This is a genomic window from Streptomyces sp. NPDC051315 (genome assembly GCF_044455165.1).
Lineage (GTDB): Bacteria > Actinomycetota > Actinomycetes > Streptomycetales > Streptomycetaceae > Streptomyces.
Genome location: NZ_JBITEN010000002.1, coordinates 642,165 through 664,946 on the forward strand (window position 1 = coordinate 642,165; position 22,782 = coordinate 664,946).

Consider the following 22,782-nt stretch of genomic DNA (forward strand, 5'->3'; position numbering starts at 1 on the left):
GTCCAATATGCTGGATGACAGGGTTCACTGTCCTGCACTACGGTGTGGTGTACCCGATCGTGCACCGAACTGTACTGCGAGGCTTCCGTGACAGCACTCTTCGCCCTGGCCACGAGCCTTCTGTGGGGGCTGGCCGACTTCGGCGGCGGGCTGCTGACGCGGCGCACCCCGGCCCTGACGGTGGTCGTCGTCTCCCAGACGATCGCGGCGGTCGTCCTGGGCGCGGTCGTGCTCGCCACCGGCGGCTGGAGCGAGGCCGGTCCCCGCCTCTGGTTCGCGGTCGCGGCCGGCGTGGTGGGCCCGGTCGCGCTGCTCTGCTTCTACCAGGCGCTGGCGCTCGGTCCGATGGGGGTCGTCTCCCCGCTGGCCACCCTGAGCGTGGCCGTGCCGGTCTCGGTCGGCCTGTTCCTCGGCGAGCGCCCGGGGCTGATCCAGGTGGCGGGCATCGCGGTCGCGGTGCTCGGCGTCGTCCTGGCGGGCGGCCCGCAGCTGCGGGGTGCCCCGGTGCAGCGCCGGGCCGTTCTGCTCACCCTGGTCGCCGCCCTCGGCTTCGGCGCCGTGTTCACCCTGATCACCGAGGCCTCGACCACCGTCACCGGCCTCCTCCTCGCCCTCTTCGTGCAGCGCGTGACCAACGTCGCCGTGGGTGGCGCGGCCCTGTACGTCGCCGTACGGCGCGGGGCGCCCGCGCTCTCCGGGCAGGGGCTGCCCCGGAGAGCGCTGCCGGCGTTCGCCTTCGTCGGGCTGGCCGACGTCGCCGCGAACGGCACGTACGCGATCGCCGCCCAGCACGGCCCGGTCACCGTGGCCGCCGTGCTCGCCTCGCTCTACCCGGTGGTGACCGCCCTGGCCGCCCGCGGCTTCCTGCGTGAGCGGCTGCGCGCGATCCAGGCGGCGGGCGCGGGTCTGGCCCTGGTGGGCACGGTGCTGCTGGCGACGGGCTGAGTCAGCCCTCGGGCTCCAGCTCGGCCAGCCGCGCCGCCGACGTCTCGTCCAGCCCCGACAGCGCCACCAGCTGGTCCGAGGTGACCCCGTCGGGGATCGGCACCGGCGGCGGAGTGCGCAGCGGCGGCTGCCAGCCCTCGGCGGGCGTCCAACGCCGTACGACCCGGGCGGGCGCCCCCGCCACCACCGCGTGGTCGGGCACGGTCCCGCGCACCACGGCCCCGGCCGCCACGACGACGTTCCGCCCGATCCGCGCCCCCGGCAGGATGACGGCCCCGGTGCCGATCCAGCACCCCGTCCCGATCTCCACGGGCTCCATCCGCGGCCACTGCTTCCCGATGGGCTCGTGCGGGTCGTCGTAGGAGTGGTTGGTGGAGGTCACGTAGACGTACGGCCCGAAGTAGCAGTCACTGCCGATGGTGACCGTGGTGTCGGCGATGACGTGGCTGCCGCGGCCCAGGACCACCCCGTCGCCGATGCGCAGGATCGGGTCGGGGCCGAGGTCGAGGTCGGGCATCAGACCGGCCGTCAGTGTGACCTGCTCGCCGACGATGCAGTGCGCGCCGAGGTGGATCCAGGGTTCACCGAAGACCGTGCCGAGCGGGAAGGCGAGCCGGGTACCGGTACCCATCGCGCCGAAGCGGAAGCGGCCGGGGTGCTCGGCGGTGACCGAGCCGGTGCGCTGGACCCAGGCCCAGCCCGCGTGGACCGCGCGCTGCGCGAGGCGGCGCCGCCATGATGAGAACGTGTTCTTGCGCTTCGGCACCCGCTCACGGTACTCAGCGGGCACCGCCCCCAGGACGCGCCAGCCCTGTGATCTTCACCCCACCGGGTGGCGTACGGTGCCGGTGTACCGCGGCGAAGAGGAGACGGTGATGACGCACAAGGCGCTGATCACGGGCATCGGCGGCAGGGAACCCGACATCCACGAGGAGGCCTTCGTGGCGCCCACGTCCTCGGTGATCGGGGACGTGACCCTGGAAGCGGGCGCGAGCGTGTGGTACGGCGCGGTGGTCCGCGGCGATGTCGAGCGGATCTCGGTCGGCGCGCGGAGCAACATCCAGGACAACTGCACCCTTCACGCCGACCCCGGTTTCCCCGTCACGATCGGCGAGCGGGTCTCCGTCGGCCACAACGCCGTCGTCCACGGGGCGACCGTGGGCGACGACTGCCTGATCGGGATGGGGGCGACGGTGCTGAACGGCGCGGTGATCGGTGCGGGTTCACTGGTCGCCGCGCAGGCGCTGGTGCCGCAGGGGATGCAGGTGCCTCCGGGGTCCCTGGTGGCGGGGGTGCCCGCCAAGGTCAGGCGGGAGCTGAGCGAGGAGGAACGGCAGGGTCTCACGCTGAACGGGACGCTGTACGCGGACCTGGCCAAGGCACACCGGGAGGTTCACGCTTAGGGCTCCGGACAAAAGGGGAGTCCGATCAGCTCGCGGCGTCCGGTGCGTGCGATCGCAAGGCGCCGGAAGGTCCTCGCAGCGGAGCTACCAGGGCCTTCCGGCAACGCGGCGAGCGTGCGTGCCGGACGCCGCGAGCCGGGCGCTCCTTTTGTCCGGAGCTCTTAGGGCCTGTCCGGCGGATCATGCCGGACAGGCCCCGGGGCGGGCGGCCCGCACCCGGCTACTCGGCGGCGGGCACCTTCTCCGCTTCCACGGCGGGCTCCTTCTCCGCGTCCACGACGGGCTCCTGCTCGGCGCCCTGCATCTTCTTGGCCTTGCGCTTGAGCACCAGCATCGACGTGAGGCCGATGAGGACGGCCGCCACCAGCCCCAGCCAGGAGAACCTCTTCAGCCAGGACTCGGCGACGACACCGACGTAGTAGATGACGGCCGTCGTACCGCCCGCCCACAGGATCCCGCCGAGGACGTTGGCGATGAAGAACTTCCAGTACGGCATGCGCAGCACGCCGGCGAGCGGGCCCGCGAAGATGCGCAGCAGGGCGATGAAGCGGCCGAAGAAGACGGCCCACATGCCCCACTTCTCGAAGGACCGCTCCGCCGTGGCGATGTGCGCCTCGCCGAAGTGCCGTGGGAACTTCTTCCCGAGCCAGGCCAGCAGCGGGCGTCCACCCCTGCGGCCGATGGCGTAGCCGATGGAGTCACCGATCACCGCGCCGGCGGTGGCGCAGGTGCCGAGGACGAACGGGTCGATCTCGCCGTGCTGGGAGGCGAGCAGCGCCGAGGACACGAGGATGATCTCGCCCGGCAGCGGGATGCCCAGGCTCTCCAGACCGATGACCAGACCGACCAGCGCGTAGATACTGACCGCGGGTACGGCCTCGAGCCACTCCTGGACGTGCACCGCCGATTCCTCCCGATTGGCTTCGCTGTTCCCGGGTCTGCCCCGGTACCACCAGCGCGCGCCGCGAGCGGGCGCACGGGAAGCCTACCGGGTCGGCCGGTGCACCCGGCTCGATCCGGGAGGACGGCCCCCTCCTCACCGGCCGAGGGCCGTCGTCACTCCCGTGACAGTGGCACTCAGCACGTCGTCGAGCGCGCCGGCCGGCCCGGAGCGGGAGCCGGCCGACCCGCCCGGATCGGTCGCCTCGCAGCATCCCACCCGCGCGAACCGCTGCTCGTACTCCGGGGCGGCGGGCGGCACAGAGGCGGCCGGGGGCGGGGACGGTACGGTGTCGCGGGGTTGTGCCGGGACGCCGGGCGGTGCCGGCCGCTCCGGGGCCGGTGCCGGGAGGGACGGTCGCACCGGGTCGTTCCCGTCCGGAAGGGGCGCGCCCTTCGCCGCGACGGCCGCGTCGAACACCCACCGCTGCCCCTCGGAGCCGTCCCGGTCCGCGACGACGACGTCCGTCCGCGACCGGCCCGTGCCGGGCGCGACGACCTGGCCGCCGTCGCTCCGCCGCAGCAGGAGCTCCCCGCGGACGGTCAGGTCGAAGAAGACCTCACCCGCGTGCACCACGCACCCGTCCAGGGCGGCTGTCGCGCGGTCCGGGTCGGCGGCCAGGCAGAGGGCCGGGGCGGTGGTGCTGCGCAGCAGCCCGTCCTCCTGGTACGACCACTGCTGCGAGGGGGCCGAGGAGCAGGCCGCCAGGACGGCCGGGGCACCGGCCTCGATCCGCCCGTCGGCCGTGTCGAGGCACAGGTCCTCGGCGGTGCTGCGCAGTCTGCCGTGGGCGGTGCCGGCCGGGCGGGCGGCGGAGGCCGCCGAGGAGGAGCCGGTGGAGGAGCCGGTGGAGCCGGTGGAGAAGCCGGTGGCGGCAGGGTCGTCGGGGATGCCCGGGCCGGTGCCGCCGGCGGGTGCGCCCCAGGTGGCCCGGGGGTCGGCGACACCGTTGTCCTCGGACCAGCCGCGGGCCACGAGCACGGTCGCGAGCAGGGCGAGGGAGGTCAGGCCGACGCCGACCAGCACGGCCTTGGAGCGCCGGCCGGGCAGGTCGAGCAGACCGGCCGAGGTGGTGCGGTGGCGGCCGCCGACCGGGCGTACCGCCGAGGGCCGGGCGGACCGGGCGCCGGCCTCGGCGGTCGCGCGTCCGGGGCGGGAGTCGAGGTAGCGGCGGGCGCCCCAGCCGAGGACGGTCTCGGCGAGGAGGACGTCCAGACCGTCGTCGAAATGGCTGAGTTGTTCGGCGGCGTGACGGCAGTGGCGGCACTGGGCGAGATGCTGCCGGACATCGGGCAGCAGCGTTCCGCCGCGGCGCAGGGGAACGTCGAGAAGGCGGTTGTAGAAGCGGCATTCGGTCGTCGGCGCCAGTTCCCGGTGGGCGCGTACGCAGCCATTGCGGAATTGCTCGCGGGCGCGTTCCAGACCGGCCGCCGCGGTGATGTCGTCCACGCCCAGCAGACCGGCCGGTACGGTTATGGGCTCGGCCTCGACCTCCGTATGCCACAGGAGGCATTGGGAGGCGGCCGGCAGGGACCGGAAAGCGCGCTCGGCGAGTTGTCGCCTTTCCGGTGTCGCGGGCCGCGCGGCGCGCAGTCCGCGGCCACCGACGGTCTTGCGCAGCTCCGGCAGGACGGCGACCACACCCTCCGCCCCGGCCCATGCGCGAACCGTGTCGCGCACGGTGACGAGGAGCTGGGGGCGCAGGGCGCCGTCGGTGCGGCCGTTCGCCAGCCGCCCGAACACCTCGTGGAACGCGGCGGCGGCCACGAGCCGCCCCGAGTCCTCGGGTCCGGCGAGACAGACGGTGGCGTAGTCGTGCGCGGCCCGCCAGTGCCGGGCCAGCAGCAGGGCGACGGCGCGGGCGTTGCCGTCCGTGCCGAGCCGGGCGGCGAGGTCGCGGTCGGAATCGCCGGGGACCCATCCGGGGCGGGGCGGGTAGGGCGGGCGTGGGGGGTTGGGGGGCTGCACGGAACCATTTCCTTCCGCCGACGAGCGGCACGCGCAATACGCCTTCGCCGGAAAGCAAGTGCCTGATTGGGTGCGTTGACTGGTGCGTACTTCTGGCCTGACCAGCTCCGATGTCCGATCCGACCGGCCCGCGGGGAGGCTCACCTTCGCACACACGCCTCACAGGAAACAAGGAGTTCGAGCGGCCTCGATTCAAAGCAAGCGCTGTACAGATAAGTTACCGGCGGTATCCGTACCCCCATTCGAAAATGTCACCGGAGTACCGCCGCCAACTCGTGTGCGGGCAAAGGCGGCTGACACACCGAATGTCCTCCTGCGCGCCCGTCCCACAGGCGTCTCCGAGGTGACTCCCGGGGTTCTCCCATCCCCGTGGTCCACCCTGGTCGCCATGAACGCCCCCCACTCCTCCCCCGTCACCCCGTCCGCCCGCGTCGTCCGCAAGGCGGTCGTCCCGGCGGCCGGCCTCGGCACCCGCTTCCTGCCCGCGACGAAGGCGACCCCGAAGGAGATGCTCCCGGTCGTCGACAAGCCGGCCATCCAGTACGTCGTCGAGGAGGCCGCCGCGGCCGGCCTGGACGACGTCCTGATGGTCACCGGCCGCCACAAGCGGGCCATCGAGGACCACTTCGACCACGCCTTCGAACTGGAGCAGGCCCTCGCGGCCAAGGGCGACACCGTGCGACTGGACGCGGTGCGCGACCCGGCCCGCCTGGCCGACATCCACCACATCCGGCAGGGCGACCCGCTCGGCCTCGGCCACGCGGTGCTGTGCGCCCGCCACCACGTGGGCGACCAGCCGTTCGCCGTCCTCCTGGGCGACGACCTCATCGACCCGCGCGAGACGCTGCTCAGCAGGATGCTGGAGGTCCGCGACCGGTACGCCGGCAGCGTGGTCGCGCTGATGGAGGTCCCGCCGGAGCAGGTCCACCTCTACGGCTGTGCGGCGGTGGAGCCCTCCGGGGAGGAGGGGTTGGTCCGCGTCACCGGCCTGGTGGAGAAGCCCGCCCGCGAGGAGGCACCGAGCCGGTACGCCGTCATCGGCCGCTACGTCCTCGACCCGGCCGTCTTCGACGTCCTCGAGCGCACCGCGCCGGGCCGCGGCGGTGAGATCCAGCTCACCGACGCCCTCCAGGAACTGGCCGCGGGCGGCACCGTACACGGCGTCGTCTTCTCCGGCCGCCGCTACGACACCGGCGACAAGGCCGACTACCTCCGCACGGTGGTCCGCCTGGCCTGCGACCGCCCCGACCTCGGGCCCGGATTCGTGGCCTGGCTCAAGGAGTTCGTTGCCGGACTGGAGCAGGCGGAGGAGCGCACGGGGCACGAACGACTGGCGGCGTGACGAAGGGGCCCCGCTCTCGCGGCGGACGCCGTCGAGGCCTGGCGCCACGGCGGACACCGTGGGGCCTGCGCCACGGCGGACACCATGGGGCCTGCGCCACGGCGGACGGGGCCTGATGCGGGCGGGCCGGACGCGGACGGGGCCGCCCTGGCTCGGGGAGGGAGTGCCGCACCCCGGCGCGGACACCGGTTCCGACTCAGCCGCACCCGGCGAGAGCCGCACCCCAGCCCGTACGCCGGATCCGGCTCAGCCGTTGGGGCGCAGGGTCCACACCACGGTCATCTCGCCGGTCACCGCCCCGTCGCCCCGGCGGATCTCGATCGTCACCGGGAACTCGGGGCGCTCGCCCGCGTCGAGCTGGGCGACGACCTCGGCGGCCGGGCGGCCGAGGGTCGCGGTGGCGGTGACGGCGCCCATCGCGAGCTTCCGGTACGCGATCTCGGCGCTGACGGCGAGCGGCACGGCCCGCGAGAGCTGGTCGCCGAAGGCGGCGAGGACGATCGCGCCGCTGGCGGACTCGCCGAGCGTGAACATCGCCCCGGCGTGCGGCCCGCCCACGTGGTTGTGGTACTCGCTCTGGTCCGGCAGGGCCACCACGGCCTTCTCCGGGCTGGTCTCGAGGAACTCGAGGTTCAGGGTCCGGGCCATGGGCACCGTGGCGGCGAGCATCTCGCCGATGGACATCTGGTCTGCGCTCATGAGGGCGATGTTACCCACGAGTAGCAGCACCCGCCAGAGCGGTGTGCCGATCGCCGTACGCCGGCTGCCCGGCGCCCGCTCCCCCGGCCCCCTGGCGATCACCGGTCCGGCACCCTCTTTCACCATCTCCGGCCTCACCGGCAGCGTCGCCGCCTCGCGGTCCTCCGGGGCGGCCCGAGAAGGGCGGGTGCGACTCCCACGACAGGGCCACCTGGTTCGCCCTCGAGACCCCGGACCGAGACCCGGCCTCGTGGTCGTTCCCCGGTGCCGCGGGGGTCGGCGACCGGGACCCGGACGCGGCCGTCCGTCAGATCGGGACGACGTGCGCGTGCTCACGCCCGCCACGTCCTGATTCGGTACGTCCCTGACAAGGGGTGGTGACCGAAACGTGTCCCTGGCGGCACTAGGGTTTCTGGCCATGTGGCCAGGACAGCAGCCGCCCGGGGGAGAGCAGAACCCGCAGGCGCAGAACAATCCGTACCAGCAGCCGGGATACCAGCAGCCGAATCCCTATCAGCAACCGGGCTTCCCACCGCAGCCCAACCCCTACGCGCAGACGGCGCAGTGGGGCACCCCGGCGCCCGCGGGCCCGCCGCAGACCGGTGGAGGAGGCGGTGGCAACCGGACGAAGCTGATCGCGATCGTGGCGGCCGTGGCCGTCGTCGTGGCCGCAGGCGTCACCGGGTTTTTGGTGCTCGGCGGCGACGAGGATCCGGTCGAGGTGACCGGCAAGGGCAGCAAGAGCCCCACCGTGTCCACCGAGCCGAGCGGCTCGGCCTCGTCGTCGACCGGCACGGACGACAACCCGCGCGCCACCGAGACGCTGCAGCCGACCGTGGCGGGCTGGAAGGTCGTGGTGAACCCCAAGCGGGGCGTCGCCTTCGACGTGCCGGCGGACTGGGAGGTCCAGTCTCCGACGCTCAGCCAGGGCTTCGAGTGGGAGGACAAGGAGCAGCCCGACGGCTACGACTCGATCATCCAGTCGGGCACCGCCGAGTACAAGTCGAAGTGGTGCACGGAGGACGACGACAAGGACGGCAAGACCGACGACACCGCGCTCGCCATCGTCGGCACCAAGGGTGCCGAAGGGGCCAAGAACACCGACGAGATCGCGATCAACACGCCGGCCTGGTGGGTGTTCGGCGGCTACACGCAGCCGGACAAGAAGAGCATCTCCTTCGACGAGAAGGCCACTTCCTACACCACCGCCTCGGGCATCAAGGGCAGCTACGCGTGGGCCCAGTCGACGAACACGCCCCAGACGGGCAAGTGCGCCAGCGACGGCAAGGCGATCACGTTCGGCTTCAAGAACTCCAAGGGCGACTACGTCTCCTGGAACCTGTACACGGCCAAGGGCGTGAAGGGCGAACTGCCGAACGCGACGATCATGCAGATCCTCAGCACCGTGCGGCTGCACGGCGAGCCCACGGAGGGCTGACCTCCGGCCCCGCGGAGCGGCGGGTCACCGGTTTGGCAGATCGGTGTCCGGGCGGCCATAGTCGGCCGGTGACCTCAGCCGCCGACACCCGCCGCCTGCGCAGACCCGCCTGGGCGGGCCGTAACTACAGCCTGCTGACCGCCGCCGCCTTCATCACGAGCCTCGGCAGTCAGGGCGCCCTCATCGCCGCCGCGTTCGCCGTCCTCGAGACGGGGGGCGACGGCGGCGACGTCGGTCTGGTGGCCGCGGCCCGCACGCTGCCGCTGGTGCTGTTCCTGCTGATCGGCGGCGCGGTCGCCGACCGGCTGCCACGGCACCGGGTGATGGTCGCGGCCAACGCCCTCAACTGCCTCTCCCAGGCCGCGTTCGCCGCGCTCGTGCTCGCGGGCGAACCCCAGCTGTGGCAGATGATGCTGCTGACCGCCCTCGGCGGCACCGGCCAGGCGTTCTTCAGCCCGGCCGCGGAGGGCATGCTGATGTCCTCCGTAAAGGGTGAGCAGGCCGGGCGGGCGTTCGCGGTGTTCCGGATGGCGATGCAGGGCGCGGCCCTCGGCGGCGCGGCGCTCGGCGGCGCGATGGTCGCCGTGACCGGACCGGGCTGGGTCCTGGCCGCGGACGCCGCCGCGTTCGCGTGCGCCGGGGCCCTGCGCGCCTTCCTCGACGTGAGCCACATCCCGGCGCGCGGGCGGGGCGGCGGCATGCTCGCCGACCTCCGGGAGGGCTGGCGGGAGTTCAGCGGCCGCCCCTGGCTGTGGGGGATCGTGCTCCAGTTCTCCATCGCGAACGCCGTCGTCGGAGCCGCCGACGCGGTGTACGGCCCCCTCGTCGCCCGGGACCATCTGGGCGGAGCGGGACCGTGGGGGCTTGCCCTCGGCTTCTTCGGCGCGGGCACGGTGGCCGGCGCCGTCGTGATGACCCGCTGGAAACCCCGCCGCCTGCTCTTCGTCGGCACTCTGTGCGTCTTCCCGCTGGCCCTGCCGTCCGCCGCGCTCGCCGTGCCCGCGCCCGTCGGTGTCCTGTGCGCGGTGATGTTCCTGACCGGTGTCACCCTCGAGGTGTTCGGCGTCTCCTGGATGACCGCTCTCCACCAGGAGATCCCCGAGGACAAGCTGTCCCGCGTCTCGGCCTACGACTGGTTCGGCTCGGTCGCCCTGGTCCCCCTGGCGATGGCTCTGGCCGGCCCGTCGGAGTCCGTCTTCGGCCGCACGGCCTCGCTGTGGGGGTGCGCCGTCCTGGTCGTCCTGGTGACGGCGGCGGTCCTGTGCGTACCCGACGTACGGAACCTGACGCGTCGCACGAAGCCGGTGGCCGGAGGCACGCCGGACGACGCGGCGGGCGGGGGCGGCCCGGCGGCGGCCGTCGGGGAGGCGGACGCCGTGCGCGGCGGCTCGACCTCTTAGGAGACCGGGTGGAACGGGTGCCGGGACAGCGCGCCCCGGCGCCGTACCCGACCCGGCGCCGTGGGCGACCCGCGTCCGCCTGCTCCGGCTCAGCCGATCCCGAACGCGCCCTCGGGCGGTACGGGTGACGGTACCGCCTCCTCGTCCCGCACCGGCGGGGCATCGCCGACGAAGTCCCGCAGGGCGGGCCCGTGTTCGACGCGGGCCGGGAAGGCGTCGGAGGCGGTGCGGCGGGCCAGGGGGGTGATGTCGAGGGGGTGGTGGGCGGCGACGAGGACCGCGTTGCCGAAGCGGCGGCCACGCAGCACCGCCGGCTCGGCGATCAGCGCGAGTTCCTCGAACACCGCCGAGAAGGTGGCGAGTTGGGATCGCAGGAAGGCGAACGGCGCCGCGTCCGCGAGGTTCGCCAGGTAGACGCCGTCGGCGCGCAGGACGCGTCCGGCCTGGCGGGCGTAGGCGAGGGACGTCAGGTGGGCGGGGACGCGGGAGCCGCCGAAGACGTCGGCGACGAGGACGTCGGCGGAGTCGGCCGGGGCCGCTTCCAGCCAGACCCGCGCGTCGGCGGCGTGCAGGGTGATGCCGGTGCCGGCCGGGACCGGCAGGTGCTCGGCCACCAGCTCCAGCAGTGCGCGGTCGGCCTCGACGACGTCCTGCCGGGAACCGGGCCGGGTCGCCGCCACGTACCGGGGCAGGGTGAGCGCCCCGCCGCCGAGGTGCAGCACGTCCAGGGGCCGCCCCGCCTCGGCGACGGTGTCCAGGACGTGCCCGAGCCGACGCGCGTACTCGAACTCCAGGTACGTCGGCTCGTCCAGGTCGACGTACGACTGCGGCGCCCCGTCGACCGTCAGCAGCCACGCCCGCTCCCGGTCGACGTCCGGCATCAGCTTGGCGGTGCCGTGGTCGACGGCTCGGGTGACGGGTATGGGCTCGTCGTTCACCGTCCCATTGTGCCGGGGCGAGCCCGTCCGCCACGCCCGCCGGGAAGCGCCCCCGGGGACGCGCGGGGACCGCGCGACCGGCCACAGCCGGCCCGCGGCCCCCGCGCACGGCGCCCCGCCGTCACTCGACGGCGGTCACCGTCCCCGCTCCGACGGTCCGCCCGCCCTCGCGGACGGCGAACCCGAGCCCGGGCTCCAGGGGGACCTCACGCCCCAGCTCGACGCTCACGGCCACCGTGTCCCCGGGCCGCGCGACGGCGGCCTCCCCCAGGTCCACGGACCCGACCACGTCCGCCGTACGGATGTAGAACTGCGGCCGGTACCCGGTGGCGACGGGCGTCGAGCGCCCGCCCTCCCCCGCCGACAGGACGTACACCCGCGCCGTGAACCGCCGTCGCGGCACCACGCTGCCCGGCGCGGCCACCACGTGCCCCCGCCGGACGGCGTCCCGCGGCACGCCCCGCAGCAGCAGCGCCACGTTGTCCCCGGCCTGCGCCTCGTCCATCGGCTTGCCGAAGGTCTCCAGGCCGGTCACCACGGTGTCCAGGCCGGCACCGAGCACCTCGACCCGGTCACCGATCCGTACCGTGCCCCGCTCGACCGCGCCGGTGACGACGGTCCCCCGGCCGGTGATGGTGAGCACGTTCTCCACGGGCAGCAGGAACGGCGCGTCCACGTACCGCTCGGGCATCGGCACGTAGGTGTCGACCGCGTCGAGCAGCGCCTCGATGGACGCCGTCCACCGCGGGTCGCCCTCCAGGGCCTTCAGCCCGGAGACCCGGACGACGGGCGCGGAGTCACCGCCGTAGCCGTGCCGGGTGAGCAGGTCGCGGACCTCCAGCTCGACGAGGTCGGTGAGCACGGCGTCCTCGCCGTCGTCGACGGCGTCGGCCTTGTTGAGGGCGACGACGATGTGGTCGACGCCCACCTGCCGGGCGAGCAGGACGTGTTCGGCGGTCTGCGGCATGATCCCGTCGAGCGCGGAGACGACGAGGATCGCCCCGTCGAGCTGCGCGGCCCCGGTGACCATGTTCTTGACGTAGTCGGCGTGGCCCGGCATGTCGACGTGCGCGTAGTGCCGGGTGTCGGTCTCGTACTCGACGTGCGCGATGTTGATGGTGATGCCGCGCGCCGCCTCCTCGGGGGCGCGGTCGATGCGGTCGAAGGGCACGAAGGTGCCGGCGCCGCGCTCGGCAAGGACCTTGGTGATGGCGGCGGTCAGGGTGGTCTTGCCGTGGTCGACGTGGCCCATCGTGCCGATGTTCAGGTGCGGTTTGGTGCGCACGTATGCCGTCTTGGGCATGGCGATACCTCGAAGCGTCTCAGGAAGTGCCGAGTGAGGGCCCCGGTTGCGGCGGGACGCCGGCCGGGACGGGGACCCCTGGGAACTCGCCGACCCTCCCCCTGCGGGGTCCGCCGGACGATCCGGAGAGGGTCAGCTTCGGGCGCCGTCGACAGCGGCCACGAGAACGGGGACGGCAGCCTTCGGGGCATCCGCGACGGCGGATGCTGCGAGGAGGAAGGCGTACCGGAACATGCGAGTGATCCTCGCCGACGGTTCGACCGGTGTCGAATGGTTTTCACCACAGGGCCGGGCCCTGGCCGACCACCTCGCGGTCCCCTTCCACTTCGGCAGCCCCGGCACCCCGGCGACGAGGCGCCCCGTCGGCGGCCGTGAGACGTGCTCAGGCCCCGATGTTCCTCAGCGCCTCCCGCACCGACAGCGGCGCGAACCGGTGCCCCTCGCGGTCCAGGAAGGCGCGGACGGCCTCGGGGTCGGTCCTGGCGTACTCGCGCAGGGCCCAGCCGATCGCCTTGCGGACGAAGAAGTCCGGGTGGCCGGCCTGGCGCAGGCAGTGGGCGAAGAGGCGGTCGGCGTCGGTGCTCTTCCTGGAGCGGAGTTGGTGGAGGAGGGCGGTGCGGACGAGCCAGAGGTCGTCGTCGGCGACCCAGGCGTCCATCGCGGCGGTGAGCCGGGGGTCGGCGGCGACGAGGGCGCCGACGACGTGCGCGGCGAGCGGGTCGACGGTGTCCCACCAGGGGACGGTGGTGACGAGGTGGCGAGCCACCGGCAGGAACGCGGAGCCGCAGCGTCCGACGTGCCGGCGGAGGTAGTCGACGGCGAAGTAGTGGTACTCGCGCTGCGGCAGCGCCCAGCAGCGCAGGGCGATCGCCGTGCAGTCCGTCTCGTCGGGGCGGGGCGTGCCCGCCAGGACGGCACGCGACAGGGTCCGCCGCTCGGGCGTCGACAGGCCCAGGAAGGGCGCCACGTCCTTCATGTACGCGCGCATGGCCGCCGCCCGGGCCGGATCGGCCCCGGCGGCGTAAGCGGCGGTCAGCCGCTCCAGTACGGCGTCGGCGAGTGCGCTGGGCGGTACACCGACCGTTTCCGCACCTGTGACGGTCATGAGACGAACCATACGGCGATCACACGCATGTGTCGGTTAGTGTCGCCGGATGCTCGATGCCACCACCCGCTCTGGGGGCACCGCCACGGCCTCTCCCCGGGCCGCCGCGACGGAGCTCGCCGTCCCCGTCTCCGTGCCCGCCCTCGCCGCCCCCTCGCCCGCGCCCGCCGGTCCCGTCGCGCGCTGCACGAGAGTGCTGCTGTCCCCGTGGTCCCGTTTCTCGCTGCTGGTCGCGCTGCTCGCGGCCGCCGCGTCGAGCGTGCTGCTCTTCGAACCGCAGAAGCTGCTCGCGGACGGCTGGCCGCCCCAACTGGGCGGCGCCACGGCGGCGCTCGTCTTCGCGGTCGCGTACGGGCTGTGCACGGTGGCGTTCGTGCCGCGGCCGCTGCTGAACCTGGCCGCCGGCGCGCTGTTCGGCTCTCAGCTCGGCCTGGGCGCGGCACTGGGGGGCACCGTGCTGGGCGCGGGGCTCGCCTTCGGACTCGGCCGGATCCTCGGCCAGGACGCGCTGCGGCCACTCCTGCGAGGGCGGCTTCTGCAGGCCGCGGACGGCCAGTTGAGCCGGCACGGGCTGCGCTCGATGCTGGCGGCCCGGCTGTTCCCGGGAGTGCCGTTCTGGGCCGCGAACTACTGCGCCGCCGTCTCGCGCATGGGCTGGCTGCCGTTCCTGGCCGCGACCGGGCTCGGCTCGATCCCGAACACGGCCGCCTACGTCGTCGCCGGGGCCAGCGCCTCGTCCCCGACCTCCCCGGTCTTCCTGATCGCGGTGGCGGGCATCGCCCTGCCGGCGCTGGCGGGCGCGGTGGTGGCGTGGCGCAAACGCCACCACCTGCGGGCCCGCTGACCCGGCCCACGGATCACACGGACCGGACCCCCACCGGCCCACCGGCCCACCCGGAATCACCCGCGCACGCGGGTGGCCCGCCCGCGCGGGTGGCCCGCCCGCACGAATCACCCGCCCGCACCCGTCACACGGACTCCAGCACCATCGCGTTGGCCAGTCCGCCCGCCTCGCACATCGTCTGCAGGGCGTAGCGGGCGCCGCGTTCGCGCATCGCGTGCACCAGGGTCGTCGTCAGACGGGTCCCGCTCGCGCCGAGCGGGTGACCGAGCGCGATCGCGCCGCCGTGCACGTTGACCTTGGCGAGATCGGCGCCGGTCTCCTGCCGCCAGGCCAGGACGACGCTGGAGAACGCCTCGTTGACCTCGAAGAGGTCGATGTCGTCGAGGGACAGGCCCGCCCTGCGCAGCACCTTCTCGGTCGCCGGGATGACGCCGGTGAGCATCAGCAGCGGGTCGGAGCCGGTCACGGCGAAGCTGTGCAGGCGGGCGAGCGGGCGCAGACCGAGGCGGGCGGCGGTCTCGCCGGAGGTGATCAGCACGGCCGAGGCGCCGTCGTTGACCGGGCTGGCGTTGCCCGCCGTGACGTTCCACTCGATCTGCGGGAACCGCTCGGCGAAGGCCGGGTCGTAGTAGGCGGACCTCAGACCGGCGAGGACCTCCGCCGTGCTGTCCGGCCGTACGCACTCGTCGCGCGAGACGCCGTCCAGGGGTGCGGTCTCCGCGTCGAAGAGGCCCCTCCCCCAGGCCTCGGCCGCCCTGTGATGGGAGGAGACGGCGAAGGCGTCCATCTGCTCGCGGGTGATCGACCACTTGGCGGCGATGAGTTCCGCGCTGATGCCCTGCGGGACGAGGCCCTCGGGGTAGCGCTCGGCGATGCCGGGGCCGAAGGGGTCCTTGCCGGGCGGCACGTTCGACCACATCGGCACCCGGCTCATCGACTCGACTCCGCAGGCGACGACGAGGTCGTACGCGCCGGAGATGACGCCCTGCGCGGCGAAGTGCACGGCCTGCTGGGAGGAGCCGCACTGCCGGTCGACCGTGGTCGCGGGGACCGTCTCGGGGAAGCCCGCCGACAGGGCGGCGTAGCGGGTGGTGTTCATGGCCTGCTCGCCGACCTGGTCGACGGTGCCGCCGATGACGTCGTCGATCAACGCCGGGTCGACGCCGGAGCGCTCGACGAGGGTGCGCAGGGTGTGGGCGAGGAGTTCGACGGGGTGCACGTGGGCGAGCGAACCGTTCGGCTTGCCCTTGCCGATCGGGGTGCGTACGGCTTCGACGATGACTGCGTCACGCATGTGCGGGCCTCCTTGGCCGCCGGGCGGTACCGGTCCGCCGGACGCGGCGATTACCGGTGAGTAGGAAATCTGAACTCACCATAGCTCTGTAAGTTGGAAAATCAAACCCTCGCCTAGACTGAACGGCATGGCCGCCTCCACCAAAGACCCGCGTCCCTGCTCCATCGCCGACACCCTGGCGCTCGTGGGTGAGAAGTACTCCCTGCTCGTGCTGCGGGAGGTGTGCCTCGGCAACGGCCGCTTCGATCAGCTGGTGCGCAACATCGGGGCCCCGCGCGACGTCCTGGCCACCCGGCTGCGCCGCCTGGTGGACGCGGGCATCCTGACCAAGCGCGCCTACAGCGAGCGCCCGCAGCGCTTCGAGTACCGGCCCACACAGGCGGGGCTCGAACTGGAGCCGGTCCTGATGACGCTCATGGCGTGGGGCGACCGCCATCTGCGCAGGGACGACGACCGCCCCATGGTGATCGAGCACGTCTGCGGCCACGAGATGGTGCCGGTGGTCACCTGCGCGGCCTGCGGCGACCGGGTCCGCCACGAGGACCTCACGGCCCACCCCCAGGCCCCGGGATGGACGGTGACGGGGCCGACGGCGGCCTAGGCGTGCCCTGGGGGCCAGCCCCCGCGCCCCCGCGCCGGGCCCCGCCCCCGGCAGGATGCACAAGACATTCCCCGGGAGCCACCGCGGGGCCGTCAGGGCGACGGGCGAGGCACCGCCGTTTCCCTCACCACGGGTGCGCCTGGAGGTACTCGGCGATCTCCTCCCGCTCCCAGGCCGCGTCGGCGACCACGACACGGTAGCGGCGGGTGAGGGTGTCGCCGGGGGCGAGCTCCAGCTCGTCGAAGAAGGCCCAGGACGGGGCGATGCCCGCGAAGGGCTCGTTGCGGACGAACCAGTGGGCGGGGTGGGCGCCCCCGGCACCGGAGTGGTCGTTCTCGGGGGCGTGGGCGAAGACGACGGTGGCGTGACCGTCGGTCCCGTCGTGCTCGCCGGAGAGGGCGAGCCAGGGGCCCTGCGAGCCCATCAGCTCGGGGCCCTCGCCCTCGGGCCCGATGACACGGCCGTCCCGGAAGGCGCGCGGGCCGCGCCAGAACAGGCCCGTGTAGCCGGCCATCTCCCGCCCGGCGGTGGTCGGACTGCCGAACCGCAGCGGCTCGTCGCGGCGGTTGGTGATCGCGCTCGTCCAGGTCAGCGCCCAGGAGCCGCAGACCCGGTCGACGTCGTGCACCTCGATCCGGCGCGCTTCCTCGGCCCACAGCTCGCCGCTGTGCGGGTGCCACGTCAGACGCTCGGCGACGACGACCCGGTCACCCTCGGCCACGACCTCGTCGAAGCCGACGTGCGCCATCGAGCCGACCCGCTCCGGGAGTTCGAGGTAGCCCTGCCCGTGGACATAGCTGTTGCCGCCCCACAGGTTGGCGCCCGAGAGGTGCGAGGCGGTCAGCGACAGGCCCTTGTGCCAGCGGTGGTCGTTGGGCCGGTAGTCGGTGACGACGTCCCCGGCGAGGGTGCGCAGGGGGTGGATGTACGGCCTCGGCGCCTCCCAGGCGGCCTCCGGCCGGTAGACGTAGGCGAGCAGTTCGACACCGGTGGCCGGGTCGGTCACGGTGATGCGCTCCCCGTGCGCGTGGACGAGACGCAGACCGGTCACGCGGACACCTCGGAGTCCACCGGCACGGCGGCCGGCGCCCAGCCGGGGGCACCGCCGTGCAGCGCCGTGTAGTAGGGGTCGCCGGGCCCGATCTCACCGCGCTTGACCGTCGCGTCCGTGAACGCCGACTTGTACAGCGCGGTGACCAGTTCCAGGCTGGTGCGCCCGTCGGCGCCACTGCTGCGCGGACGCTCCCCGGCGCGCATGCTCGCGACCAGCTCACGCAGCTGCGCCAGGTGCGAGCTGGGCACGTCCGCGCCGAAGTCCTGCCAGGCGGCCGCCCGGTCGCCGGGGACGTCCGGGGCGGGGGTGATGCGCCAGTCGGCGTTGGAGTGGCCGTAGAGGTGGGTGAGTTCGACTGTGGCGTGCTCGCAGTCGATGCGGATGCGACTGACCTCGTCGGGGCTGAGGACGCTGTTCACCACCGTGGCCATGGCGCCGCTCTCGAAGCGGACCAGGGCGGTGGACACGTCCTCGGTCTCCACGTCGTGCACGAGCCGGCCGGCCATGGCGCGCACCTCGCTCCAGGGGCCGAGCAGGTCCAGGAGCAGGTCCATCTGGTGGATGCCGTGCCCCATGGCGGGGCCGCCGCCCTCGGTCTGCCAGCGGCCGCGCCAGGGCACGGCGTAGTAGGCGGTGTCGCGGTACCAGGTCGTCTGACAGTGCGCCACGAGCGGGCGCCCGAGGGCCTGCTCGGCGAGCAGCCGTCCCACGTGCCGGGCCCCGGACCCGAAGCGGTGCTGGAAGACGATCGAGGCGTAGGGGCCGCCCTCGGCTCCCTCCTGCGCCTGCACGGCGTCGTAGTCGGCGAGGGTCGGCACCGGCGGCTTCTCGCACCACACCCAGGCGCCGGCCCGCAGCGCGGCCACGCTCTGCTCGCGGTGCAGGGTCGGCGGGGTGCAGATGGCCACCAGGTCGGGGCGCTGCTCGGCGAGCATCCGCTCCAGATCGGTGTAGGCGTGCGGGATTCCGCCGTCCGCGCAGAAGGCCTCCACCGCGGCCGCGTCGATGTCGACGGCCGCGACGACCTCGCTCTCCCCCTCGGCCTCGAGCTGCTTGAGGGCCGGCAGGTGCGAGCCCCGGGCGATGGCACCGGTGCCGATGACGGCGGCACGGATACGGCGGCCGGCGACGGGAGCGGGGGCGGATGGGTTCATGGGCGTGATCAGCACTCCTGCGACGGACGACCGGACAACCGAGCGGCGGAGCGACAGGGCCGGCGGGCGACCGGGCGCCGGCGTCCGCCGGACGGCACACGCCCGGCCCAGGACGCAGCAAGCGCTTTCTCTCCGGCAGCAACGTAAGCGGCCGTCCGGCGGCCGGTCAACACATCGGCCCTGCTCGGCCGCCGCGGACGCTTCCCCTCCGCCGCCTCCTGCGAAACCCCTGTGCCCGGCCGGTCGCCGAGGGACGCTACGCTGCCTTCGGCACACCACTTGATCACCGCGCGCGGCGGCCCGCCGTGTCCGTCGCCCCTCTCCGATCGGCACTTGGACTCCGTAACCTCATGTCTTGGTTTGAATCCCTCATCCTCGGACTCGTCCAGGGGCTGACCGAGTTCCTCCCCGTCTCCTCCAGCGCGCACCTGCGGCTGACCGCGGCCTTCTCGGGCTGGGAGGACCCCGGCGCCGCCTTCACGGCGATCACCCAGATCGGCACCGAAACCGCGGTGCTGATCTACTTCCGCAAGGACATCGGGCGGATCGTCTCGGCCTGGACCCGGTCGCTGTTCGACAAGACGATGCGCAAGGACCACGACGCCCAGATGGGCTGGCTGGTCATCGTGGGCTCGATCCCGATCGGTGTGCTCGGCGTCACACTGAAGGACCAGATCGAGGGACCGTTCCGCGATCTGCGGGTCACCGCGACCATGCTCGTGGTGGTCGGCGTCGTCATCGGCATCGCCGACCGCCTGGCGGCACGCGACGAGAACGGCGGGCGCCATCGCGCGCCCAAGCAGCGCAAGACCCTGGACAACCTGGGGGTGAAGGACGGCCTGATCTTCGGTCTGTGCCAGGCCTGCGCCCTCATCCCCGGCGTCTCCCGGTCCGGCGCCACCATCAGCGGCGGCCTGTTCATGGGCTACCGGCGCGAGGCGGCGGCCCGGTACTCCTTCCTGCTCGCCATCCCCGCCGTGCTGGCCTCCGGTGCCTTCGAACTGAAGGACGCCATGGAGGGCGGCCATGTGGAGTGGGGGCCGACGGCGTTCGCGACGGTGATCGCCTTCGTCTCCGGATACGCGGTCATCGCGTGGTTCATGAAGTTCATCAGCACCAAGTCCTTCATGCCGTTCGTCTACTACCGCGTCGTCCTCGGCATCGTGCTGATCGGCCTGGTCATGGCGGGTGTCCTCAGCCCCCACGCGGCCGAGTCGGCGGGCTGAGCCCGCTCCGGCGAACGGGTCGTGGCGCTCACCCAACAGTTCGCGCGCGTCTCCCCGGCGTCCCTGTCCCGCTGCCGGGAGTCGGCCCTCGATTCCCCGGACGGGCACCGGGCTGGGAGTCTCCCCACGAGGATCTCCTGGACACGGACTGGGCGGTGTGGGGCCCGATCCGGTACTGCCGGACCACGGGCGCCGACGACGACCTGGTCGCCGTGCTCGACCGGGCGATCCACGGAGACGTCCCCGTCGGCTTCCTGGACCACGACGAGGTCTACGACGGTTTCGAGGACCCGCCCCGGCTGCTCACGCCCGAGGCCGTCACCGAGATCGCCCGCGCCCTCGGCCCCGTCGACCTCGACGCCGTCCTGGCGGGCCTGCCCGCCGCACCCCCCGCCGCGGCGGCGGCCTGCGGTTTCGACCGGGGGTTCCGGGGTGTCCGTACGGCACTGCCCCACCGATCACTTCCGATCCTTGCGCCGGTTCCACGGCGAGGCCGGCCGGCGAGGCTGGTGCGTGGGGGTGTGGGTCGACTGACGGGCCGGGCCGACGCGTCGACGACGCCCGCGGGGCCGCGCCGAGGCCGCTGAGGGGCTCTGTGAAGGCCGTGTCCGTGAGCCCGTGCCCGTCCCCGTCCTAGCTCCTGACCAGGGGCGGACGGTGGCCGTGACCAACTCCATACCGTCCCCGTATCCGTGCGGTAGCGCAGTGTCAGTGCTTGCGCCTACGCTGTTGCGCATGTCCCCCAGTTCTTTAGCCCCTGGTTCCGTGCGGTCTGCCGCCGAGGTGAACGAGCAGATCCGGGCACTGTGGCTGCGCGCGGGCGGGTCCCTGTCGGCCGAGGAGCGGGCCGAGTACGAGCTGCTGGTGGTGGAGTGGGCGGCGGCGATCCGCGGTGACGTCGCCGAGGCCGCCTGAGGCCCGCTGTCACCGTCACCGGCCCCGTCCCCGGCATTGCTCAGGGACCGGCGTCACCGACCCCGACACCGCTCACGCCCCACCGTCACCGCCCGCCCGGGCACCGCTCACGGACCGGCGTCACCGACCCCCCGCACTGCTCCGGGCCCGGCGTCACCGCCTCCCCTACCCCTCACGCCCCACCGTCATCGCCCGCCCGGCACCCCACACGGCGAATCATCACCGTCCGCCACCGCGCGAGACCCCGTCACCGCCCCCCGGCGACCCGCACCACCGCCCCCGTCGCGTACGACGCCTCCGGGGACATCAGCCATGCCACCGCCGCCGCGATCTCCTCGGCCTGTCCCGGACGCCCCAGCGGGATGGACGTGGCGGCCCGGTGGGCCCGGCCGGGGTCGCCCATCGCGGCGTGCATCCCGGTGTCGATCATGCCGGGCGCGACCGCGTTGACCCGGATGCCGTCCGGGCCGAGCTCCTTGGACAGGCCCACGGTCAGGGCGTCGAGGGCGGCCTTGGTCGCCGCGTAGTGGACGTAGTCGCCGGGGCTGCCGAGCGTGGCGGCCGCCGACGAGATGTTGACGATCAGCCCGCTGCCCCTGGGTGTCATCAGCTGGGCGGCCCGCCGCGCGCACAGCAGCGCGCCCAGCAGGTTGACCTCCACGACCCGGCGCAGGTCGGCGGTGCCGGCGTCGGCGAGCCGCCCGAGGGGCCCGGTCACCCCGGCGTTGTTCACCAGGCCGGTCACCGGCCCGAGCCGGTCCTCCGCCACCGCGAAGAGCCGCTCCACGTCCGCCTCGACCGACGTGTCCACCCGCACCGCGACGGCACGGCGGCCGGCGTCCCGCACCGCGTCGGCCACCGCCTCCGCGGCCCCGGCGTCCCGGACGTACCCCACCGCCACGTCGTGCCCGTCGTCCGCGAGCCGTCGGCAGACCGCGGCACCGATGCCACGGCCGCCGCCGGTGACGACGCTGACGAGTCGTTTCATGATCTCCTCCCGACCACCTGACACACGCTCAACCGCGCACCGCCGCCGTCCGGCCAGGGCGCCGCCGGCGGTCCGCTACGACGGGACGGGGGCACCGGCGTGCGGTTCGTCGGTCGCGGACTGCCGCGGCGGATCGCTGAGCTGGTCGCGCACATAGGTCCAGACCACCGCGATCACCGCGGCGACCGGTACGGCGAGCAGACTGCCTACGATGCCGGCCAGGCTCCCGCCCAACGTCACCGCCAGCAGCACCACCGCCGCGTGGAGGCCGAGTCCCCGACTCTGGATCATGGGCTGGAACACGTTGCCCTCGAGTTGCTGCACCACGACGATGATCGCGAGCACGATCAGCGCGTCCGTCAGGCCGTTCGAGACAAGCGCGATGAGCACCGCGACGAACCCGGCGAACAGGGCGCCCACGATCGGCACGAAGGCGGAGACGAAGGTCAGCACCGCCAGCGGCAGCACCAGCGGCACCCCCAGGATCCACAGCCCGAGGCCGATCAGGACGGCGTCGAGCAGGCCGACGAACGCCTGGGAGCGCACGAACGCGCCCAGGGTGTCCCAGCTGCGCGCGGCCACGGTCGGGACGTCGGTGGAGAGCCGGCCGGGAAGCTGACGGGCGAGCCACGGCAGGAACCGCGGACCGTCCTTGAGGAAGAAGAACATCAGGAAGAGGGCCAGGACGGCGGTGACCACACCGTTGACCACGGTGCTCACTCCCGTGACGACAGCGGTGACCATGCTGCCGAGCCCGTCCTGGGCACGGGCGACCGCGCTGTCGAACGCCTTGGTCATCTGGTCGTCGCCGATGTTCAACGGTGGCCCGGAGGCCCACTCGCGCAGTTTCTGGATGCCCTCGACCACGCCGTCGGTCAGTTCACCGGACTGGGACGCCACCGGCACGGCGATCAGCGCGACGACGCCCAGGGCGACCAGGAGGAACAGGACCGTGACCACCGAGGCGGCGAGAGCCGGCGGCCACCCCCGACGACGGAGGGAGCGCGCCGCGGGCCAGGTCAGCGTGGTGAGGAGCAGACCGACTATGAGCGGCCAGACCACCGACCACATGCGCCCCAGCAGCCACAAGGCCACGCTCAGCATCACGAGGACCAACAACACATCGACGGAGACGCGCGCCGACGTGCGGAGCGCGGCGCGGGTCCTCGTGGGACTCAAGGTGGCAGGCATGGGGTCACCCTATGTGCCCTGCGGCGAACTGCGG

22 protein-coding genes are annotated in these 22,782 nt (G+C 73.4%); 10 read left to right on the forward strand and 12 right to left on the reverse strand.

Translation table 11 applies throughout. From position 1 onward, the window contains the following. Positions 1 to 87 precede the first annotated feature (87 nt). Positions 88 to 945, forward strand: a complete 858-nt coding sequence (locus ACIBBD_RS05920; RefSeq protein ID WP_399418048.1) for an EamA family transporter — start codon at positions 88 to 90, stop codon at positions 943 to 945. A gap of 1 nt (position 946) precedes the next feature. On the opposite strand, the gene ACIBBD_RS05925 is transcribed toward ACIBBD_RS05920, so the two are convergent. Next, positions 947 to 1,711, reverse strand: a complete 765-nt coding sequence (locus ACIBBD_RS05925) for an acyltransferase (protein WP_399418049.1) — start codon at positions 1,709 to 1,711, stop codon at positions 947 to 949. Between the two features lie 109 nt (positions 1,712 to 1,820). Here ACIBBD_RS05925 and ACIBBD_RS05930 point away from each other — a divergent pair, with 109 nt between their 5' ends. Continuing rightward, a complete protein-coding gene (locus tag ACIBBD_RS05930; RefSeq protein WP_399418050.1) occupies positions 1,821 to 2,348 on the forward strand; it encodes a gamma carbonic anhydrase family protein in 528 nt (175 codons plus the stop codon). Positions 2,349 to 2,568: 220 nt separating this feature from the next. On the opposite strand, the gene ACIBBD_RS05935 is transcribed toward ACIBBD_RS05930, so the two are convergent. Continuing rightward, the gene (locus ACIBBD_RS05935; protein WP_399418051.1) at positions 2,569 to 3,249 is read right to left on the reverse strand and encodes a DedA family protein; all 681 of its coding nucleotides are present in this window, start codon (positions 3,247 to 3,249) and stop codon (positions 2,569 to 2,571) included. Between the two features lie 135 nt (positions 3,250 to 3,384). Continuing rightward, entirely contained in the window at positions 3,385 to 5,256 is a 1,872-nt protein-coding gene (locus ACIBBD_RS05940) for an RICIN domain-containing protein (protein ID WP_399418052.1), read from the reverse strand. Positions 5,257 to 5,644: 388 nt separating this feature from the next. On the opposite strand from ACIBBD_RS05940, the gene galU reads away from it, so the two are divergent. Then, on the forward strand, positions 5,645 to 6,598 hold the full coding sequence (galU, locus tag ACIBBD_RS05945; RefSeq protein ID WP_399418053.1) for a UTP--glucose-1-phosphate uridylyltransferase GalU: 954 nt from the start codon (positions 5,645 to 5,647) through the stop codon (positions 6,596 to 6,598). Between the two features lie 246 nt (positions 6,599 to 6,844). Here the strand turns inward: galU and ACIBBD_RS05950 are convergent, their stop codons facing one another. Further along, positions 6,845 to 7,282 carry a DUF4442 domain-containing protein gene (locus ACIBBD_RS05950; protein WP_399418147.1) on the reverse strand — a complete coding sequence of 146 codons (438 nt, stop codon included), beginning with the start codon at positions 7,280 to 7,282 and terminating at the stop codon, positions 6,845 to 6,847. Positions 7,283 to 7,715: 433 nt separating this feature from the next. Between ACIBBD_RS05950 and ACIBBD_RS05955 the strand changes: the two genes are divergently transcribed. Next, positions 7,716 to 8,735, forward strand: a complete 1,020-nt coding sequence (locus tag ACIBBD_RS05955) for a hypothetical protein (RefSeq protein WP_399418054.1) — start codon at positions 7,716 to 7,718, stop codon at positions 8,733 to 8,735. Positions 8,736 to 8,803: 68 nt separating this feature from the next. Continuing rightward, positions 8,804 to 10,135: an MFS transporter gene (locus ACIBBD_RS05960; protein WP_399418055.1), complete on the forward strand. Its 1,332-nt coding sequence runs from the start codon at positions 8,804 to 8,806 to the stop codon at positions 10,133 to 10,135. Positions 10,136 to 10,224: 89 nt separating this feature from the next. Here ACIBBD_RS05960 and ACIBBD_RS05965 read toward each other — a convergent pair whose 3' ends face one another. The 3 genes from ACIBBD_RS05965 to ACIBBD_RS05975 all read right to left on the reverse strand — a co-directional run bounded on the left by ACIBBD_RS05965 (position 10,225) and on the right by ACIBBD_RS05975 (position 13,481). Further along, a complete protein-coding gene (locus ACIBBD_RS05965; protein ID WP_399418148.1) occupies positions 10,225 to 11,016 on the reverse strand; it encodes a spermidine synthase in 792 nt (263 codons plus the stop codon). Between the two features lie 178 nt (positions 11,017 to 11,194). After that, on the reverse strand, positions 11,195 to 12,376 hold the full coding sequence (gene tuf / locus ACIBBD_RS05970; protein ID WP_399418056.1) for an elongation factor Tu: 1,182 nt from the start codon (positions 12,374 to 12,376) through the stop codon (positions 11,195 to 11,197). A 382-nt stretch (positions 12,377 to 12,758) separates the two neighbouring features. Further along, positions 12,759 to 13,481: a DNA alkylation repair protein gene (locus ACIBBD_RS05975; RefSeq protein ID WP_399418057.1), complete on the reverse strand. Its 723-nt coding sequence runs from the start codon at positions 13,479 to 13,481 to the stop codon at positions 12,759 to 12,761. 49 nt (positions 13,482 to 13,530) lie between these two features. Between ACIBBD_RS05975 and ACIBBD_RS05980 the strand changes: the two genes are divergently transcribed. Then, positions 13,531 to 14,325, forward strand: coding sequence for a TVP38/TMEM64 family protein (locus ACIBBD_RS05980; protein WP_399418058.1), 795 nt, complete (start codon positions 13,531 to 13,533; stop codon positions 14,323 to 14,325). Positions 14,326 to 14,449: 124 nt separating this feature from the next. Here the strand turns inward: ACIBBD_RS05980 and ACIBBD_RS05985 are convergent, their stop codons facing one another. Continuing rightward, a complete protein-coding gene (locus tag ACIBBD_RS05985; RefSeq protein WP_399418059.1) occupies positions 14,450 to 15,619 on the reverse strand; it encodes a thiolase family protein in 1,170 nt (389 codons plus the stop codon). Between the two features lie 127 nt (positions 15,620 to 15,746). Between ACIBBD_RS05985 and ACIBBD_RS05990 the strand changes: the two genes are divergently transcribed. Beyond that, positions 15,747 to 16,220, forward strand: a complete 474-nt coding sequence (locus ACIBBD_RS05990; RefSeq protein ID WP_399418060.1) for a winged helix-turn-helix transcriptional regulator — start codon at positions 15,747 to 15,749, stop codon at positions 16,218 to 16,220. 124 nt (positions 16,221 to 16,344) lie between these two features. Here the strand turns inward: ACIBBD_RS05990 and ACIBBD_RS05995 are convergent, their stop codons facing one another. Then, positions 16,345 to 17,271 (reverse strand): PmoA family protein, encoded by a 927-nt coding sequence (locus tag ACIBBD_RS05995; protein ID WP_399418061.1) that lies wholly within the window; start codon positions 17,269 to 17,271, stop codon positions 16,345 to 16,347. Next, on the reverse strand, positions 17,268 to 18,428 hold the full coding sequence (locus ACIBBD_RS06000) for a Gfo/Idh/MocA family protein (RefSeq protein WP_399418062.1): 1,161 nt from the start codon (positions 18,426 to 18,428) through the stop codon (positions 17,268 to 17,270). The genes ACIBBD_RS05995 and ACIBBD_RS06000 overlap by 4 nt, the downstream gene beginning before the upstream one ends. Before the next feature lie 350 nt (positions 18,429 to 18,778). Between ACIBBD_RS06000 and ACIBBD_RS06005 the strand changes: the two genes are divergently transcribed. The 3 genes from ACIBBD_RS06005 (at position 18,779) to ACIBBD_RS06015 (ending at position 20,569) form a co-directional block, all read left to right on the forward strand. Further along, on the forward strand, positions 18,779 to 19,654 hold the full coding sequence (locus tag ACIBBD_RS06005; protein WP_399418063.1) for an undecaprenyl-diphosphate phosphatase: 876 nt from the start codon (positions 18,779 to 18,781) through the stop codon (positions 19,652 to 19,654). A gap of 155 nt (positions 19,655 to 19,809) precedes the next feature. Next, positions 19,810 to 20,241: a hypothetical protein gene (locus ACIBBD_RS06010; protein WP_399418064.1), complete on the forward strand. Its 432-nt coding sequence runs from the start codon at positions 19,810 to 19,812 to the stop codon at positions 20,239 to 20,241. 148 nt (positions 20,242 to 20,389) lie between these two features. After that, positions 20,390 to 20,569, forward strand: coding sequence for a hypothetical protein (locus tag ACIBBD_RS06015; protein WP_399418065.1), 180 nt, complete (start codon positions 20,390 to 20,392; stop codon positions 20,567 to 20,569). 247 nt (positions 20,570 to 20,816) lie between these two features. Here the strand turns inward: ACIBBD_RS06015 and ACIBBD_RS06020 are convergent, their stop codons facing one another. Together ACIBBD_RS06020 and ACIBBD_RS06025 are read right to left on the reverse strand one after the other, a co-directional pair. Beyond that, the gene (locus tag ACIBBD_RS06020) at positions 20,817 to 21,557 is read right to left on the reverse strand and encodes an SDR family NAD(P)-dependent oxidoreductase (protein ID WP_399418066.1); all 741 of its coding nucleotides are present in this window, start codon (positions 21,555 to 21,557) and stop codon (positions 20,817 to 20,819) included. Between the two features lie 75 nt (positions 21,558 to 21,632). Continuing rightward, positions 21,633 to 22,748: an AI-2E family transporter gene (locus tag ACIBBD_RS06025; protein WP_399418067.1), complete on the reverse strand. Its 1,116-nt coding sequence runs from the start codon at positions 22,746 to 22,748 to the stop codon at positions 21,633 to 21,635. Positions 22,749 to 22,782: the final 34 nt, after the last annotated feature.

Bases quoted from the DNA above. Each gene is read 5' to 3' on its own strand.
- ACIBBD_RS05930 (WP_399418050.1), top strand. From the start codon at position 1,821: ATGACGCACAAGGCGCTGATCACGGGCATCGGCGGCAGGGAACCCGAC.
- galU (WP_399418053.1), top strand. From the start codon at position 5,645: ATGAACGCCCCCCACTCCTCCCCCGTCACCCCGTCCGCCCGCGTCGTC.
- ACIBBD_RS05950 (WP_399418147.1), bottom strand. From the start codon at position 7,282: ATGTCCATCGGCGAGATGCTCGCCGCCACGGTGCCCATGGCCCGGACC.
- ACIBBD_RS05955 (WP_399418054.1), top strand. From the start codon at position 7,716: ATGTGGCCAGGACAGCAGCCGCCCGGGGGAGAGCAGAACCCGCAGGCG.
- ACIBBD_RS05965 (WP_399418148.1), bottom strand. From the start codon at position 11,016: ATGCCGGACGTCGACCGGGAGCGGGCGTGGCTGCTGACGGTCGACGGG.
- tuf (WP_399418056.1), bottom strand. From the start codon at position 12,376: ATGCCCAAGACGGCATACGTGCGCACCAAACCGCACCTGAACATCGGC.
- ACIBBD_RS05975 (WP_399418057.1), bottom strand. From the start codon at position 13,481: ATGACCGTCACAGGTGCGGAAACGGTCGGTGTACCGCCCAGCGCACTC.
- ACIBBD_RS05980 (WP_399418058.1), top strand. From the start codon at position 13,531: ATGCTCGATGCCACCACCCGCTCTGGGGGCACCGCCACGGCCTCTCCC.
- ACIBBD_RS05985 (WP_399418059.1), bottom strand. From the start codon at position 15,619: ATGCGTGACGCAGTCATCGTCGAAGCCGTACGCACCCCGATCGGCAAG.
- ACIBBD_RS05990 (WP_399418060.1), top strand. From the start codon at position 15,747: ATGGCCGCCTCCACCAAAGACCCGCGTCCCTGCTCCATCGCCGACACC.
- ACIBBD_RS06000 (WP_399418062.1), bottom strand. From the start codon at position 18,428: ATGAACCCATCCGCCCCCGCTCCCGTCGCCGGCCGCCGTATCCGTGCC.
- ACIBBD_RS06005 (WP_399418063.1), top strand. From the start codon at position 18,779: ATGTCTTGGTTTGAATCCCTCATCCTCGGACTCGTCCAGGGGCTGACC.
- ACIBBD_RS06015 (WP_399418065.1), top strand. From the start codon at position 20,390: ATGTCCCCCAGTTCTTTAGCCCCTGGTTCCGTGCGGTCTGCCGCCGAG.
- ACIBBD_RS06020 (WP_399418066.1), bottom strand. From the start codon at position 21,557: ATGAAACGACTCGTCAGCGTCGTCACCGGCGGCGGCCGTGGCATCGGT.
- ACIBBD_RS06025 (WP_399418067.1), bottom strand. From the start codon at position 22,748: ATGCCTGCCACCTTGAGTCCCACGAGGACCCGCGCCGCGCTCCGCACG.